The 14,281-nt window shown below is 65.2% G+C and carries 12 protein-coding genes; 6 read left to right on the plus strand and 6 right to left on the minus strand.

What is annotated here, in order from left to right; all coding sequences use genetic code 11:
• Positions 1 to 51: 51 nt before the first annotated feature.
• Complete coding sequence (gene glgA / locus NLR35_RS23805) at positions 52 to 1,467, minus strand: glycogen synthase GlgA (RefSeq protein WP_257168959.1); 1,416 nt, start codon at positions 1,465 to 1,467, stop codon at positions 52 to 54.
• 237 nt (positions 1,468 to 1,704) lie between these two features.
• On the opposite strand from glgA, the gene NLR35_RS23810 reads away from it, so the two are divergent.
• The 3 genes from NLR35_RS23810 (at position 1,705) to NLR35_RS23820 (ending at position 5,401) form a co-directional block, all read left to right on the plus strand.
• Positions 1,705 to 2,874 (plus strand): CaiB/BaiF CoA transferase family protein, encoded by a 1,170-nt coding sequence (locus NLR35_RS23810; protein ID WP_374940851.1) that lies wholly within the window; start codon positions 1,705 to 1,707, stop codon positions 2,872 to 2,874.
• A gap of 238 nt (positions 2,875 to 3,112) precedes the next feature.
• Positions 3,113 to 4,180: an alcohol dehydrogenase gene (locus NLR35_RS23815; protein ID WP_257168960.1), complete on the plus strand. Its 1,068-nt coding sequence runs from the start codon at positions 3,113 to 3,115 to the stop codon at positions 4,178 to 4,180.
• A gap of 141 nt (positions 4,181 to 4,321) precedes the next feature.
• Positions 4,322 to 5,401 (plus strand): isocitrate/isopropylmalate dehydrogenase family protein, encoded by a 1,080-nt coding sequence (locus NLR35_RS23820; protein WP_257168961.1) that lies wholly within the window; start codon positions 4,322 to 4,324, stop codon positions 5,399 to 5,401.
• 89 nt (positions 5,402 to 5,490) lie between these two features.
• Here NLR35_RS23820 and NLR35_RS23825 read toward each other — a convergent pair whose 3' ends face one another.
• The 3 genes from NLR35_RS23825 to NLR35_RS23835 form a co-directional block, all read right to left on the minus strand.
• Complete coding sequence (locus NLR35_RS23825; protein ID WP_257168962.1) at positions 5,491 to 6,300, minus strand: enoyl-CoA hydratase; 810 nt, start codon at positions 6,298 to 6,300, stop codon at positions 5,491 to 5,493.
• A 345-nt stretch (positions 6,301 to 6,645) separates the two neighbouring features.
• Positions 6,646 to 7,041 (minus strand): helix-turn-helix domain-containing protein, encoded by a 396-nt coding sequence (locus NLR35_RS23830; RefSeq protein WP_006611929.1) that lies wholly within the window; start codon positions 7,039 to 7,041, stop codon positions 6,646 to 6,648.
• Positions 7,042 to 7,048: 7 nt separating this feature from the next.
• Complete coding sequence (locus NLR35_RS23835) at positions 7,049 to 8,281, minus strand: LysR family transcriptional regulator (protein ID WP_257168963.1); 1,233 nt, start codon at positions 8,279 to 8,281, stop codon at positions 7,049 to 7,051.
• Positions 8,282 to 8,802: 521 nt separating this feature from the next.
• On the opposite strand from NLR35_RS23835, the gene NLR35_RS23840 reads away from it, so the two are divergent.
• On the plus strand, positions 8,803 to 9,048 hold the full coding sequence (locus NLR35_RS23840; RefSeq protein ID WP_035646355.1) for a hypothetical protein: 246 nt from the start codon (positions 8,803 to 8,805) through the stop codon (positions 9,046 to 9,048).
• Between the two features lie 313 nt (positions 9,049 to 9,361).
• The gene (locus NLR35_RS23845) at positions 9,362 to 10,096 is read left to right on the plus strand and encodes a cytochrome c biogenesis CcdA family protein (RefSeq protein ID WP_257168964.1); all 735 of its coding nucleotides are present in this window, start codon (positions 9,362 to 9,364) and stop codon (positions 10,094 to 10,096) included.
• Here the strand turns inward: NLR35_RS23845 and NLR35_RS23850 are convergent.
• Together NLR35_RS23850 and NLR35_RS23855 are read right to left on the minus strand one after the other, a co-directional pair.
• Positions 10,093 to 11,607 (minus strand): HWE histidine kinase domain-containing protein, encoded by a 1,515-nt coding sequence (locus NLR35_RS23850; protein WP_257168965.1) that lies wholly within the window; start codon positions 11,605 to 11,607, stop codon positions 10,093 to 10,095. The two genes, NLR35_RS23845 and NLR35_RS23850, sit on opposite strands and share 4 nt — an antisense overlap.
• Before the next feature lie 239 nt (positions 11,608 to 11,846).
• Complete coding sequence (locus NLR35_RS23855) at positions 11,847 to 13,121, minus strand: serine hydrolase (RefSeq protein ID WP_257168966.1); 1,275 nt, start codon at positions 13,119 to 13,121, stop codon at positions 11,847 to 11,849.
• A gap of 151 nt (positions 13,122 to 13,272) precedes the next feature.
• Between NLR35_RS23855 and NLR35_RS23860 the strand changes: the two genes are divergently transcribed.
• Positions 13,273 to 14,193, plus strand: a complete 921-nt coding sequence (locus tag NLR35_RS23860) for an intradiol ring-cleavage dioxygenase (protein WP_257168967.1) — start codon at positions 13,273 to 13,275, stop codon at positions 14,191 to 14,193.
• The last annotated feature ends 88 nt before the right edge of the window (positions 14,194 to 14,281 follow it).

The following is a 14,281-nucleotide window of genomic DNA, read 5'->3' on the forward strand; positions in this document are numbered from 1 at the left end:
CCCGGGCCAACGGCCCGGGCTTTTTGTTGTTCAGATGACGGGCCGTCCTGATCAGGACGCGAGCATCTTCCGATACAGCGCGTTGTAGCAGGCGGCCGAGAGATCCCAGCTGAACGAGCGCGCCATCGCCGACAGCCTCATCGCGTTCAGCTGCTCGGTGCGCCGGAACGCCGAGAACGCCCGCTTGACGCCACCCAGGAACGACTCCGCCGACGGCTTCTCGAACAGGAAGCCGGTCTCGCCGTCGGTGATCGTTTCCGCGAGGCCGCCGGTCTGGTGGCCGATCGGCAGCGAGCCGAAGCGCTGCGCATACATCTGGCTGAGGCCGCACGGCTCGAACCGCGAAGGCATCAAGGTGAAGTCGCTGCCGGCGAAGATGCGCCGCGCCTGGGCATCGTTGAAGCCGATCGCCACGCCGATCGAATCCGGCCGGCGGCGATGCGCATCCATCAGCGCGCGCTCGATCGAAGGCTCACCGGTTCCGGTGACGACGATCTGGCCGCCGGCGCCGACGATCTCGTCGGCGGCCTCCAGCACCAGATCGATCCCCTTCTGATGTACCAGCCGCGCGACGATGCCGAACATCGGGCCGCGCGACACCGCCAGACCGAACTGCTTGCGGACGTAGTCGGCATTGGCCTTCTTGCCGTTCCAGTCGCCGGCGGCAAAGGGCTGCGCCAGCTGCTGGCAATAGCGGGGATCCCAGCTCTCGTCGATGCCGTTGAGGATGCCGGTCAGCTCATGCGCATTGGAGCGCTGGCGCAGCAGGCCCTCGAGGCCGCAACCGAGCTCGGAGGTCGTGATCTCCTTGGCATAGGTCGAGCTGACGGTCGTCAGATGCGAGGCATAGACGAGGCCGCCCTTGAGAAAGGAGAGCTTGTCGTAGAACTCGAGGCCGTCGATGTGGAACGAGGATTCCGGCGCGCCGATCCGGCGCAGCGACTCCCGTGGGAACAGGCCCTGATAGGCCAAGTTGTGGATGGTCAGGATCGATGGCACATCGACCCCGCGCCATGCCAGATAGGCCGGCACCAGCGCCGCCTGCCAGTCGTTGGCATGCACGAGGTCCGCTGCCCAGTTCGTGTCCAGCGTGCCTGCGGCGAGCTCGGCCGCCGCCGCGGCCAGGCGGCCGAAGCGGATGTCGTTGTCCGGCCAGTCGTTGCCGCTCTCGTCGCCGTAAGGGTTGCCCGGCCGGTCATACAGTTCGTCGCAGAGCAGGACGTAGACCGGCAGGCCGTCGCGCGTCGATGACCGGCCGAGCGCGCAACCGGGCATCTCTGCCAGCGGCGCGCAGTGGCCGACGATCTCGATGTGAGTGAGTTGCTCGATCACGTCCCGGTAGCCGGGCAGCATGATCCTGACGTCGGTGTGTGAGCGCAGTGCCCGGGGAAGTGCTGCGGAAACCGCAGCCAGTCCGCCCACCCGGACGAAATCGTCCATTTCGGTCGTAACGAACAGAACCCGCAAGAGATGTCCTCGATCAAGCCCCATGTTCGTCCTATGCAAGAAAGGGTCCAAATTCAGCCATTAACAAAAGGGCGATGCCGCAGCGCCGCGAAAGGCCAAACGCGTTCGACATCGAATGGTTCGATCTAGACAAGACGGGCACGCCGTCCGATGGCTTACGCTTCGTAAATGCGAGGACGGGCCGGCCTTCGGTCGCGTCCGGCACAGAAGAAACGCCGACAACAGGGAGCTACACGCGTGAGTCTAGATCGAGAGCATGAGAGCCGTTTGACAGGATGCTTCGAGGGCCTGCGCGTGCTGGACTTTTCGACCACCATCGCCGGCCCGCACTGTGCCCGCATGCTTGCAGATATGGGTGCGGAGGTGATCAAGATCGAGTCAGCCGAAGGTGAAACCATGCGCATCCGGCCGCCAGTGCGGCATGGCTGCTCCACCGCTTTCGGTCAGCTCAATGTCGGCAAGAAGAGCGTGGTGCTGGATCTCAAGTCGGGCGAGGGCGTCGAGGCCGTGCGTCGGCTGGTCGCATCCGCCGATATCCTGGTCGAGAACTTCCGGCCCGGCGTGATGCAGAGGCTCGGGCTCGACTACGCCATCTTGAGTGCGCTCAACCCGCGGCTGATCTACTGCTCGATCTCGGGCTACGGCCAGACCGGCCCGTCGGCGGAACTTCCCGCCTATGCGCCGGTGATCCACGCCGCCTCGGGCTATGACATGGCGCATCTCGCCTACCAGCCGGGGCGCGACCGGCCGGATTATTGCGGCATCTATCATGCCGACGTGGTCACCGGGACCTACGCCTTCGGCGCCATCGCCTCCGCGCTGTATCAGCGCGAGCGGATCGGGCGTGGCCAGCACATCGACTGCTCGATGCTGGAATCGATGCTGAGCCTGACCTTGAACGAGATCCAATGGTCGCAATTCCCGGTCGTCCAGCCGTCGCGGCCGACCTTCGGCCCGGCGGCATGCCGCGATGGCTACGTCATGATCGCCATCGCCAGCGAGAAGACGTTCCAGAACCTGATGGTGGTGATCGGCCATCCCGAGTGGATGAGCGATGTCCGCTTCGCGAAATATTCCGACCGGCGGGCAAACTGGGGCGCGCTCATGGACGGCGTCGAAGCGTGGTCGGGCCGGCTCAGCGTCGCCGATTGCGTCGCAGCTTTGAACGCGGGCGGCGTGCCGAGTTCGGCCTATCGCAGCGTCGCCGAGGCGCTGGCCGATCCGCAGATCGTGCATCGTGGCGCGCTGGCGGAGGTCGAGGATGACGCCGGCACCTTCAAGGTCGTCAACCTGCCGTTCCGGATGTCGGAGGCGAAGGTCGCGGCCGGACCGCGCTCGGCCAGTCTCGGCGAGCACACCGCTGATGTCCTGCGCGAGGCGTCCGCAATTGCGCGGGACAACGGCTGAGCGCGCTGAGGCAAAAGGCTGCAGGGCTGCCATGAATGCGCGCTATGCGCGCGGCCTTGCTGCTCCCAGCGTTTCCGGCCAATGTTCCCGGCATCGCAAGAACAGTCCGGATCCGCCGGACGCGTCGATGGCGGGAGGAGACGTCGAGGTCAGCTTGCCCCAGCGCAAGCTGTCGTCCGCTTGTCCCGTCACGACGCCGTCCGGTCCCGCCAGCCAACCGGACTACGGGAGTGAAACCATGAAGAGCTTCAAGGTCACCGATTTCAACGCGCCGCTGACCGAGGTCGACGAGCCGACGCCGCAGCCGTTCGGCAAGCAGGTGCTGATCAAGGTGAAGGCGGCCGGCGTCTGCCACAGCGACCTGCACATCTGGGAAGGCGGCTATGATCTCGGCCACGGCCGCAAGCCGCTGTCGCTGAAGGATCGCGGCGTGTCGCTGCCGCGGACCATGGGGCATGAAAGCGCCGGCGAGATCGTGGCCTTCGGTCCCGACGTGACCGAAGCGGAGAAGGGCGGCTTGAAGGTCGGTGACGTCGCGCTGGTCTATCCCTGGATCGGCTGCGGCAAATGCGCGACTTGCCTCGCGGGCGACGAGAACATGTGCCTGAAGCCGGCCTCGCTCGGCGTCTATTGCGACGGCGGCTACGCCGATCACATGACGGTGCCGCATCCGCGCCACCTGATCGACCTCAAGGGCCTCGATCCCGTGACGACGGCGCCCTATGCCTGCTCGGGCGTCACCACCTACAGCGCGCTGAAGAAGGTGGAGAAGGATTTCGACACGCCGATCGTGATCTTCGGCGCCGGCGGCCTCGGCCTGATGGCGCTGTCGCTGCTGAAGGCGATGGGCGGCAAGGGCGCGATCGTGGTAGACATCGACGCGCGTAAGCGCGAGGCCGCGCTGGCCGCAGGCGCGCTGGCCGCTGTCGACGGCAAGGCGCCGGACGCGCTGGAGCAGTTGAACAAGGCGGCGGGCGAGCCGATCCGGGCGGTGATCGACCTGGTCGGCAATGCCGCGACCGCGCAGCTCGGCTTCGACTGCCTGACCAAGGGCGGCAAGCTCGTCATCGTCGGCCTGTTCGGCGGCGGCGCGCCGTGGGCGCTGCCGCTCATCCCGATCAAGGCGGTGACGATCCAGGGCAGCTATGTCGGCAATCTCCGCGAGACCAAGGAGCTGCTCGACCTGGTCCGCGCCAAGAACATCGCGCCGATCCCGGTGACCCCGATGCCGCTCGCCAAGGCCAACGACGCCCTGCACGACCTGCAGAAGGGTCAGCTCGTCGGCCGCGCCGTGCTGACGCCGTAAGCCACGGCTGTATCCTCTCGTCATGGCCGGGCTTGACCCGGCCATCCACGCCGCGGGCGTCGTGTCGCTTGAAAGTGATGGATGCCCGGATCGAGCCCGGGCATGACGGCTCTTCAATCTCGTCTTCGAAAGCGCCGCCCCATGCCCTCCACCAACGCCCTCCATATCGCAGTCCTCCCCGGTGACGGCATCGGTCCTGAAGTGATGGCGCCGGCGCTTGAAGTGTTGCGCAAGGTCGAGGCCAAGGCCGGCCTGTCGTTCCGTTTCACCGAGGCCCAGGCCGGCGCCAACAACTATCTCGCCACCGGCGTCTCGATCGCCGAGTCGACGATCCGGCTGTGCGATGAGGCGGATGCGATCCTGCTCGGCGCCTGCGGCCTCCCGTCGGTGCGCTATCCCGACAACACCGAGATCGCGCCGCAGATCGAGCTGCGCTTTCACTTCGATCTGTATGCGGGCGTGCGGCCGGCGCGGTTGATCCCGGGCGTGCCGAGCCCGATCGTCGGCGCGGCCGAGCGCGGCATCGACTTCGTCGTCATCCGCGAGTCGACCGAAGGCCTGTTCGCCTCGATGGGCAAAGGTGTGGTGACACATGAAGAGGCGCGGGAGACCCTCGTCATCACCCGCAAGACCTCCGAGCGTCTCTTCAACTTCTCCTTCAAGCTCGCCGAACGGCGTAAGGCGCGCGGCCGCCCGGGCACTTTAGGCTGCGTCGACAAGGCCAATGTGTTCAAGGCCTTCGCTTACTTCCGCAAGATTTTCGACGAGGTCGCCGAGCTTCATCCTGACGTGAAGACGGAGCGTCTCTACATCGATGCCTGCGCCCTGATGCTGGTGAAGCGCCCCTGGGATTTCGATGTGCTCGTCACCGAGAACATGTTCGGCGACATCCTGTCGGATCTCGCCGCGGGCCTCGTCGGCGGGATGGGCATGGCGCCCTCGGCCGACATCGGCGATCGCCACGCCGTGTTCCAGCCCTGCCACGGCACCGCGCCTGACATCATGGGGCAGGGCAAGGCCAACCCGACCGCGATGATCCTGTCGGCCGCGATGATGCTCGACTGGCTGGCCGACACCCACGGCATCGAAGGCGCCGCCGAGGCCGCGCAGCGGATCGAGCGGGCGGTCGACGAGGTCTATGCGTCCGGCCTCAAGCCGTTCGAATTCGGAGGCCACGCCGGCACGGTGGACGTCACCAAGGCGGTCCTGGAGGCGCTGTAGAGCATGATCCGGAAAAGTGGGGACCGGTTTTCCGACATGATCATGCTCAGGCAAGAGACGAGATCATGAGGCGTGGAACGCCTCATGATCTAGCGCCCCGTGAAGCTCGGCTTGCGCTTCTCCATGAAGGCGCGGCGGCCTTCGCGGAAATCCTCCGAATCCATGCAGGCGTCGCCGATCCGCTTGATCGCGTCCATGTCGCGGCGGCTCTCGTCCTTCAGCACCTCGGCGATGGTGATCTTGGCGGCCTGCACCGCCAAGGGCGCGTTGCCGGCGATGCTGCGGGCGATGTCGAGCGTGGCGGGCATCAGTTCGTCCGCGGCCATCATCCGGTCGACGAGGCCGATCCGCAGCGCCTCCGCGGCGTCGATCCGCATCCCCGTATAGAGCAGCAGCCGGGCCTGCGACGGCCCGACCAGCGACACCAGGTTGCGCAGGCCGTCATGGCCATAGGCGATGCCGAGCTTGGCAGCGGGGATGCCGAACTGGCTGTCCTCCGAGGCAAAGCGCATGTCGGTGAGCATCGCGATCTGCAAGCCCCCGCCGAGGCAGAAGCCGCGGATGCAGGCGATCGTGGGCTTCGGGTAGGCGGCGAGCAGGGCGCGCTGGGCGGCGCTGCGCTCGGCATAGGCCTCCGAGGCCGCGGCGTTGTGGCGGCTCTGCTCGAACTGGCTGATGTCGGCGCCGGAGACGAACGCCTTGCCGCCGGCGCCGGTCAGCACCACGACGCGGATTTCGGGATCGTCGCGCAAGGCGGTCAGCGCCTCGCCAAGGCCCTGCCACATCTCCAGCGACATCGCGTTGCGCTTGTCGAGATTGTTGAAGGTGACGATGCCGACGCGGTCGTCGATGGTCACGAGAATCTTGCCCTCGGCGAAGGCGGCGGATGATGGGGACATGGCGGGAAATCCAGGACGACAGGGCTCTCAGCCCATGGTTCACCGCGCCGGGTGTGTCGTCAACGCAGATCACCGCAACAGGTCGCAGCATATGAGGCGCGCGGACGACGCGCCGGCATGCCGCCACTTCCTATGACGGCAGATGGGGCTCTTGAGAGGTGACGAAGCCTCGGACCGCGCAGCCATTGCTGGGCGGACTCGAAAGGCCGGGGCATCGGTCGATCGGCCTAGCAGGCCGATGCCGTGAACTCGCCCGAGCCGGCTGAGCGCCTGGCGCCCCCAAGTTGCGCCCTCGAGCGAAGATGGCCCATATCCATCACGAGGAGGCCTGTCAGACGGCCTCGCTTACTCTTCGTTGGCAGCGATCGATTCCATCAGGGACACCAGCTGACGTTGCACCGTCTGGTCCTTGATCTTGCTGTAGGCACGCAGCAACCGCAGGCTGAAGGCGGAGTCCAGGAACAGGAGGCTCTCGACCTCACGGGCCTTGTTGTCGCCGTCGTAGAAGAACGTCACGGGCACGTCGAGCGCGGTGGCGATCTGCTGCAGACGCGCAGCGCCGACCCGGTTGACACCCTTTTCATACTTCTGGACCTGCTGGAAGCTGACGCCGAGCTTTTCGCCAAGCTCTGCTTGGGAGATCTTCTGCTCCACACGCCGCAGGCGAATGCGCTTGCCAAGCTCGATGTCGGGCTTGCCGGCGCTGCGTTGCTTCATCTTCTTTGCCGCTGATTTATTCATACTGATTTTACCGTCCTTCCGTCGGAAATCCCCCGAATAGATGGGTCAGGGGTTCACCCATATATACTGTTTTAAGTTGCTGTGGATGAATGAATTCGTCTTTAAACCACGGGTATTTGCCAGGGTTAAAAGCCTCCACAAGCCAGTCGATCATGTGGCGCACCCTAGGGATGCGCCCGGTGGTGGCGTGGTAAGACAACCAGATGTCGTAGGACCACTTCAGGTCGACCTCCAGGGGGACGATCTTCCCGCCCAGGGCGCTCGCATAGGTTGGGAATACTCCGATACCGGCGCCATGGGCCACGGCCCAATAATTGGCACTGGAGACATTGGTGGTCATCGCGATCAGGTCACGCTGCTCATAGCCGGGGAAGATGGTCGCGAAAGCTGCATTGGCCGCCGCTTCATCCGCTACTTGCAGAACCAACCGGTGTTTCACCAGCTCGTCAATCGTCTTCGGTGTGCCATACGTTTCGAGATATTTCTCGCTGGCAAAGCACATCAGGTGCATGCGGCCGAGCCGGACCAGCTTGACGTCGAGCGCGGCCGGCCGCGACAAATGAATGGCGACGTCGGCCTCGTGACGCGACACGTCGGCCGAGCGCATCGCGCAGTACAGGTCGACCATCACGTTCGGAAAGCTCTGCTGGAATTCCACCAGACGCGGCGCGAGCCAGAACGTGCCGAGGCCCTCGGTCACCGCGACGCGGACCTCGCCGGAGGCCGCGCCCGCAAGGCCGTCGCCGGCGCGCAGCAGCTCGAAGGAGGCAGCTTCCATGCGCTCGACCGCGGAGACCACGAGCGCGCCTTCGTCGGTCAGTCGCGCGCCATGAACGTCACGCGTGAACAGCGTCGCGCCGATCTGGCGCTCGAAATCATCGATGCGCCGCCGGACCGCGTTGATCGAGAGTGTCAATCGTTCCGCGGCGGAGCGGAAGCTGCCCGCCCTGACCACTTCGAGGAAGATCCGCGCAGCATCCCAGTCGGTGAGACTTGCCAGCGCCGATTTGCTGAGGCTTCCCTTGGCCGGAGCGGCACGGCTCGCAGCGGAGCGCGCGGGCGCCTTGCCCGGAGCGGGGCCGGTCGCGACGTCGTCACGCCCCTGGTCGCCACCGGTTCCCGGCGCTGCAGACGAATCGTCATGCGCGGCCGGCGCCAGGGTCACCTGAGCGGTAACCTGGGGGGCAACTGCCTCCTTGCGTTCCTCCTGAGGAACGCCCCGTTCCGCCGCAACGCGCATACAAGCTCTCTCCGCCTGCTAGAGTGACACCGATGAACTACGGAACATGGCGGTGTTTGCGCCATGGATTGGTTGAGACATTGACGCGCGAGACGAGTCTTTCGACCTCTCACATTTGCAGCATGGTCTTACCACCTGCAGATGCGCAGGGGTACACACCATGTATGCCAGGGACACGCTTAGCGCGAATCGTCCCGGACAGCGATGGTTTTTGCGTCGACCACAGCGAAATGGTATTCGAAGATGACCATGCGTCATGCTATCTTGATGAACGGATGGTGGCGCTGACTCATCGAATCCCGGTGATCGACGTTGCGCCTTCGTGTGGTCACGCGCAGAGGCCGGTGGCCGGCTTCGGACGAATCTGCTTCGCACGACAGGCGCAGCAGAGCCGCATGGGGAGCGCGGACGGGGAGCAACAGATGACGTATTGGAAAGCCATCCGTGAGTCGGGATTTGCTCGGCTCCATCTCGCCGCACGCTAGAACGGAACGACGCCCGTGGCCCATTCAGATGACCAAATGCTTGCAGTGCTCGCGTCCCTGGAGCAATGCCGCGCGACCCTCGTCGCGACCGGCAATCGCGAATCGGCGCATTTGATTTCGGTGGCGATCCTCGATCTGCGCATGAAGCTGAACCGATTGAGCGAAGACGATCTGAAGTCGCTGTGCGATGAGATGGTCCAATCTGACAACCCGGACAAGCTGCGCGATCCGAAGCTGCAGCCGGGCCAGCGCCGTCAGCCGCTGCTGCGAGTGGTGAAATAGCATAGTTCGTTATGTGCACAAAGGTGCATTTAGCGCATTTGTGATATGCCGTGATCGCGCTGTGAAAGCGCGAGCGGCGGCTCCTCCGGTTGGATCGTATTTGTCGCCTCCGACGGCCTCTGGCGCAAAGAGGGGCCTCGTTGCTCCAGCCTGATCATCCGCCTTTCAGTCCCAACGCCTTGCTGATGACGATCAGCCTGCGGCGGCCGGCCGCAACTTCGGCGCCTCTGTTGCGTATTCTCCGCATCGGCGGCATGAAGCGTCGTGCCCCCGGCGTCAGGACGCCGCTCATGGGGCGTATCACGGGACTGGCATGATTCAGAACGTATCGATTCCGGCGGCCTTCATCGCCGGCTTGGTGAGCTTCCTGTCGCCCTGCGTCCTGCCGCTGGTTCCGCCTTATCTGGTGTATCTCACCGGCGCCACGATCGAGCATATCGAGAGCGAGGAGCCGCCCGCGGCGTCGCGACGGGCCGTGATGATCTCGGCCGGGCTGTTCGTGCTCGGTTTCTCGACCGTGTTCGTGATGCTGGGCGCCAGCGCCTCGCTGATCGGCGGCCTGATCCGCGCATGGTCGGAGCAGCTGTCGATCCTCGCCGGCATCGTCATCATTGTGATGGGGCTGCACTTCCTCGGCCTGACCCGCATCGCATTCCTGATGCGCGAGGGGCGGCTGCCGATTCCGAAGCCGGTCGGCCTCTGGGGCGCCTATGTCATGGGGCTCGCCTTTGCCTTCGGCTGGACACCGTGCATCGGCCCGATCCTGGCCGCGATCCTGTCGATCGCCGCAGCCGAATCGACGGTCGCCAAAGGCGCCGGGCTCTTGGCGATCTACTCCGCCGGTCTCGGCATTCCGTTCCTGGTCGCGGCCTTCATGATCGAACAGTTCTCGGCGCTGTTCATGCGGATGCGCGGCCACCTCGTGAATGTCGAGCGCGCGATGGGCGTGCTGATGATCGTCACGGGCATCGGCTTCCTCACCGGGGCGGTATCGACCTTCAGCATCTGGCTGCTCGAGACCTTTCCGGTGCTGCAGCGGTTCGGCTAGTCCTCGAGCTTGCAGCTGATGGTGTAGACGACGCCGGGCGGCAGGAAGTCGACCGTGGCTTCTCCGCCGAGCTGATCACGTGCGCTGCGCTCGATCAGGCGCGAGCCGAAGCCGCGCTGGATCGGCGCCGACACGACGGGACCGCCGGTCTCCTGCCACACCAGCCGCAGCCGTGCCGGCAGCTTCTTGGCTGCATCCGCCGGGGTGAACTCCCAGGACAGATCGACCGTGCCGGTGTCGTTGGACAGTGCGCCGTACTTGGCGGCGTTGGTCGCGATCTCGTGCACGATCATCGACAGCACGACGGCGAGCCGCGGCGACAGCGCGACCTTCGGGCCGGAGATCCTGATCCGCTCGGGATTGTTCAGCCGGTAGGGCTTGAGCACGCGGCCGATCACGTCCTCGAGCTCGGAGCCCTGCCATTTCTCCTTGCTGAGCAGGTTGTGCGCTTCCGCCAGCGCGCCGAGGCGTCCTTCGAACTTCTCGCGTTCGGCGCGGCTGGCGCTGCGGAAGCTCTGCACCGCGATCGCCTGCAGGATCGCCAGCGTGTTCTTGACGCGATGGTTGAGCTCCTCGATCAGCAGGTCATGCAGCATCTCGGCGCGTGCGATCGTGGTGGCCATCCGCACCGCGAAGGCAAGACCGATCGCCAGCATGATGCCGCCGATCAGGCTGGTGATGGCGAGGTTGCGCCACAGCGGCGCGACCAGCGAGGTCTCGGTGATCCCGGCGCCGATGATCCAGCCGGTCAGCGTGGAATGGGTGAAGCTCGACAGCAGCGGCACGCCTTCCAGCGAGGTGCTCGACAGCGTCGCCTCGTGCTCGCCGGTCATGCGATCGATCACCGTCGGCGACGCCTTCTTGCCGATCGTCGCAGCCGGATTGGGCACGCGCGCGAACACCGTGGCCTGGCGGTCGAGCAGCGACAATGTCCAATCCGCACTCGGAAGCTGCTTTTCCAGGATGGTCTGAAACATCGCGATCGGCGGGCTGAACGAGATGTCGTAGATGACCTGGCCATCGCGAAACACCGGCACCTCGACGGTGACGATCAGGCTCTTCTTCACGATGCCGTAGAACAGGTCGGAATATTGCGGCCGCCGCGTCTCGAACACGAGCTGGGTGATCTCGCGGTTGCTGCGGAGCGGCAGGTGAGCCGTATCCGTCGTCGCCGAGGAGAACAGCTGGTGTCCCTCGCGATCGGCGACCAGGATGGTGCCGTCCTTGCCGTATTGCTCGAGAAAGCCCATCGCGATCGGACGGAAGCGCTCGAAATCGCCGGTCTTCAAGGCATCGGTGAGGGCGAGGACCTGGATGCCGCCGGTCATGCGCTGCATCTCCGCATCGAGCGTCAGGCGGATGCTGCGCACGGTGTCGAGCACCCGCTGCCGCGCCTCGTTGCGGTCCTGCGTGTAGTTGTGAAAGACGATCCCGCCCGCGAACAGGATGAGCGGCAGCGTGGTCCCCGCGACCAGGAGCGCAAGCCGGACGGGCAGGGAGAGCTTCGGCACGGATGCCCCGTTGGTGGCGTTCGCGATCGCCGTCCCGTGCCGGGGAAGGACAGCCGCAAAGGCGCGGAGGGTGAATGTCTGCAGCGCGCGGATATCAGGCTGCGGCGGCCGCATTCGCAATTGCTTTGCGTGATCGGCCGTTCACATCCCTGTCAGCATAGGAGCACGGCCCGAGCGCGCCAAGCTCAATGCGTCACGATCCCTCGGTTCCTGCAGAGGCTTTCGCGCCACAGCGGCTGCTACACATTGCTCTCGCTGATTGCGGCGTACACCATCGAGCGCAACTCGCGCCGGATCGGATAGGCGCTCGACGGCAGCACCTGGGTCATGAAGATCGTGATCAGCTCTTCAGCCGGGTCGATCCAGAAGGCGGTCGAGGCCGCGCCGCCCCAGGCGTACTCGCCCGCGCTGCCGGCGATCAGCGTCTTGGCCGGGTCCATCGTCACCGAGAAGCCGAGCCCGAAGCCGATGCCGTTATAGGCCGCTTCCGCAAACATCGAGCGCGACAGCGCCGGCAGGTCGACGCCGCCCGGCAGATGGTTCGAGGTCATCAGCTTCAGCGTCTTCGGCCCGAGCAGTCTGACGCCCCCGAGCTCGCCGCCATTGATCAGCGCGCGGCAGAAGGTGAGATAGTCCGCCGTCGTCGCGCACAGGCCGCCGCCGCCGGAGATGAAGTCGGGCGGGCTCAGGAACGTGCTCGTGGCGGGATCGTCCTGCAAGGTCAGGCCGCCCTTCCGGTCGGCCGCGTGGAACGACATCATGCCGGCGGGATCGGCCGAGTAGCATGCGGCCAGCCGGTGCGCCTTGGCCGCGGGGACGTGGAAATCGGTGTCGGCCATCCCGAGCGGCTCGAAGATGCGCTCCCTCAGGAACTGCTCGAACGGCTTGTCGGCAATCTTGCCGACGAGATAGCCTAAGACGTCGGTCGACACCGAGTAGTTCCAGGCTTCGCCGGGCGAGAACTCCAGCGGAATCTTCGCGAGGTCATCGATCATCGACTGCAGCGTGCCGGTCTTCTCGACCGCGCCGATCTTGGCGTCGCGATAGGCGGCATCGACATTGGAGCGCTGCTGGAAGCCGTAGGTCAGTCCCGACGTGTGGCGCAGCAGGTCGACGATCAGCATCGGCCGCGTCGGCGGCCGGCTGATGAAGGCCGGCGCAGTGCCGGCGACGAACACGCCGAGATTCTTCCACTCGGGAATGTATTTCGCGACCGGCTCGTCCAATGCGACCTTGCCTTCCTCGACCAGCATCATGAAGGCGACGGAGGTGATCGGCTTGGTCATCGAATAGATGCGGTAGATCGTCTGGTCGGTGACCGGCACCTTGCGCTCGACATCGGCATAGCCGTGCGAGCTCTGATGCACGATCTTGCCGCGGCGATAGACCATCAGCTGGGCGCCCGGAAAACGGCCGGCGTCGACATAGCGCTGCTGCAGATGCGCATCGATGCGCGCGAGAGCGGCTTTCGACATGCCGACGGTTTCGGGCGAGGCAGGTGTCGGGGCGAGCATCGGGACGTCTCCGCTGTCATCTGGCTTTTTGAGGACTTGCGCGAGGATCATGCGCGCACGGTCATTTGTGCTCCTGATAGCCGAAAAATGCCCCACTTCCAATGGCAGGCCAGGGATGCCTCGTGTACCCTTTGCGCAGGGAGGATCGGTCATGACCCAATTCAACGAAGGCGAGCTCACGGATGCCGTCGTCGCCAGCTTCGAAGGCACGCCGGACGCGCGTACGAAGGTCCTGCTGCAGGAGCTCGTCAGGTCGCTGCACGACTATGTGCGCCGGACGAATTTGACATTCGACGAATGGGCCACCGCGATCGACTTCCTCACCCGCACCGGCCAGACCTGCACCGCGAGCCGGCAGGAGTTCATCCTGCTGTCCGACGTGCTCGGCGTGTCGATGCTGCTCGATGCCATCAATCATCGCGACAGGGCAGGGGCGACGGAGACCACCGTGCTCGGCCCGTTCTATGTCGGCGAGCACAAGGTCACCCCTCACGGCACCGACATTTCCGCGGACCTGAAGGGCGAGAAGATGTTCGTGCAGGCCCGTGTCACCGATCTTTCCGGCGCGCCTCTGGCGGGCGCGTCGGTCGATGTCTGGCATGCTGACGATGAAGGCTTCTACGACTCGCAGCGGCCCGATTATGCCTCCGACGGCCCGTCATCGCGGGCGCGCTTCATCACCGATGCCGATGGGCGCTTCTTCTTCCGCACCATCCTGCCGTGCAGCTATCCGATTCCGACCGACGGTCCGGTCGGGCAGATGATCGTGGGCGCCGGCCGCCACCCGATGCGGCCGGCCCATGTGCATTTCCTGGTCGACGCCAAAGGCCATGAGCCGCTGATCACCCATGTCTTCATCGGCGGCGACGCCTATCTCGACAGCGACGTGGTGTTCGGCGTGAAGGACGAACTGATCGCGCAGGTCGAACAGCGCACCGATCCGGTGATGCCCGATGGCAAGCTCGCGGCGGCGCCCTGGCACCTCATGACCTACGAATTCCGCATGAAGCCCGGTGCCGGAATCGCTCCGAAGCCGATGCTGTCGGATCCCAAGAGCGAGGCAGCGGAGTAGGGTTGAGGTGCCCCGCCCACTTCTTGTGCAACGCACAGGAAGTGGGCGAATCGCAAATTTTAAGAGCGGCCGCGAGCCTCCAAAGCGT

The sequence above is a fragment of the Bradyrhizobium sp. SRS-191 genome (genome assembly GCF_024586915.1).
In the GTDB taxonomy this organism is placed as follows: domain Bacteria; phylum Pseudomonadota; class Alphaproteobacteria; order Rhizobiales; family Xanthobacteraceae; genus Bradyrhizobium.